General features: G+C 59.2%; 1 protein-coding gene. It reads left to right on the top strand.

The window, feature by feature from the left end:
* Positions 1–28: 28 nt before the first annotated feature.
* A partial coding sequence (locus tag ABX749_RS29320; RefSeq protein ID WP_372899165.1) for a secretin N-terminal domain-containing protein occupies positions 29–2,502 on the top strand: 2,474 nt, incomplete at its 3' end.

Here is a 2,502-nt window from a genome sequence, read left to right as displayed (position 1 = left end):
TCCCTTTTCCCGATTTCGGTGATTCGCGGTGCCCCAACGACGAATTCACAAACCGACGCTGACGTTCCTGATCCTCCTGGCGATCACCGCTGGCCCGACAACCCTGTGGGGTCAAACGCCAACCATGACGGTCGTCGGACCGGACGGTAAGCCACGAACCATGCCGGTCTCGGGCGACCCGTTCTCGGGCCCCAAGCCGGTTCCCCCAAACGCAAAGCCAGGGGAAACACCGGAGCCGGGTAAGACGGATGCGAAGGAAGGCGACAAGAAGGCGGAGCAACCGCCCGAACCTAAAATCATCCGACGCGGCGACCAGGAAACCGGCGATGCCGATCCGGATGAATTGAAAGCCACCGTCGGGCCCGACGGCAAAGTCGCGTTCCAGTTCCGCAATCAGCCCTGGGTCGAACTCGTTCAATGGCTGGCCGAGATTGCCGATCAACCGCTCGACTGGCAGGAGTTGCCCGCCGACCGCGTGAACCTGCGCTCCCCGGGACGATACACCGTCGAAGAAACCAAAGACCTGTTCAACCGCCATCTGCTCGCCCGCGGCTACACGTTGTTGGAAATGCCCGGCGGGATCACCGTCGCAAAAACCGAAGGGATCAACGCGGCGATGGTGCCTCGGGTGGACATCGACGAGCTGGACGAAATGATGCCGCACACCTTTGTCCGCGCATCACTCGAACTGGGCTGGCTGTCGAGTGAAAAGATGGCCGAAGAACTCAAACCGATGATCAGCAGCAACGGCCGGCTGACCGCGTTGACGACGACCAACCGCATCGAGGCGATGGACGCGGCGATCAACCTTCGCCAAGTCGTCCAATTGCTCGAACAGGAACGCAACCAATCCAGCCGCGAAGCGCTCGCCCCGGAATTTCGATTGCGGTACATCCCGGCCGAGACGGCTAAGACCATGCTGGAAGAGTTCTTGGGCGTCGAAAAAAAATCCAATGCCCCGATGTCACCGCAACAGATGGCGATGATGCAGCAGATGGCGCGGCAGAACGGCGGGCAACCGGCGCCACCGCCGAAGAAAGCCGAAATCTCCATCGTCGCCAACACGCGTCAAAACTCCGTCTTCATTCGTGCCCCGGTGGATCGGATCGCGATTGCGGGCGAATTCATCAATCGCATCGATGTCCCCAGCCAAGGACTCGCCTCGCTCTCAGACATCGAATCGCGCCTTCAAGTCTTTCGCTTGACGTCCATCGACCCCGAAAAGCTGATCGAGATCATCGGCGAAATGAACGTCATGGAACCCACGACTCGGATCCGCGCCGATGAAGACAACAAAGCCCTGATCGTGTCGGGCTCGGCTGCGGATCGCTTCATCATCGACCGACTGATCAAGCGGCTCGATGGCAGCGGACGACAATTCGAGGTGCTCCAGTTGCGCCGACTCGAGGCCAACGAGGTCGCCGAGTCGATCGCCTTTTTGATGGGCCAAGACAAAGACGACGATAAGAATTCCAACTCGCGGCGTTCCTACTTCTACGGCTATGGCTACGGCAACCAACAAGAAGACAAGAATGAAGACGAGTTTCGGGTCGCCGCCAACTCGCGGTTTCGGCAAGTCCTGCTGTGGGCCAACGAATCGGAGATGGAACAGGTTCGCAACCTGCTGATCAAGCTCGGGGAATTGCCGCCGCCGGGAGGCAGCCCACGCACCGTCCGCCGCATCGATGCCACCTCCGGGCCGGAAACCTACGACTACCTGATGCGTCTGAAACAACAATGGAGCCAGCTTTCCGACGCCCCCTTGGAACTGCCCGACGCGACCGAGTTCGTCGACCCCGTTGCCCGCGAGGACGAAGATGACTCGGACGACGAGGCGGAGCAGGGCGAAGCGAAACCAAAAATCGACATGGGCTTGGAAACCAGACATGAAACGCCCGACAAGCGCGACGCGTCCACCTCGACCGTTGCGGCCGAGTCGGCACCGTCGAGTAACGGCGATCAACTGACGGCGACCCAGGCAGATACGCCGCAAACCGCCGACCCGGCGACACCGTCGAGCGAATCGAGCGACGATTCTCCGATTCGATCCGCCCAAGACTTTGATCGCTTGTTCGGAAGCCGCGATCAAGAGAAAGCGTCAACAGAAAACCAACGCGCGACGGGGTCACAAGAGTCCTCGTCGGATCTGTCCCCGATTCAAATCCAACTGGACGAAGACGGCAATTTGTTGTTGCTCGGATCCAACACCAAAGCGCTCGACCAACTGGAAAACCTGATGCTTCAGGTGGCGCCCCCGAAACGGCCCTATCACGTCTTCAAAATCAAACACCAGTCCGCCGGATACATCCAGCTGAACCTGGAAGAGTACTTCGAAGACAAAGACGACGAGAAGGATGACTCGGATAGTTTCTACCGTTATTTCTTCTACGACTTTGATCAATCGTCCGACGACGGTCCCAAGGGTTTGGAAAAGGACAACGAACTACGATTCGTCTACGACCCCGACACCAACACCATCGTCGTCAGCGGCGCGACCTCTTC

The sequence above is a fragment of the Stieleria sp. genome (assembly GCF_041595215.1).
In the GTDB taxonomy this organism is placed as follows: domain Bacteria; phylum Planctomycetota; class Planctomycetia; order Pirellulales; family Pirellulaceae; genus Stieleria; species Stieleria magnilauensis.
The sequence above is the reverse complement of the archived record's forward strand: the minus strand, read 5'-3'. Positions and strand labels throughout refer to the sequence as shown.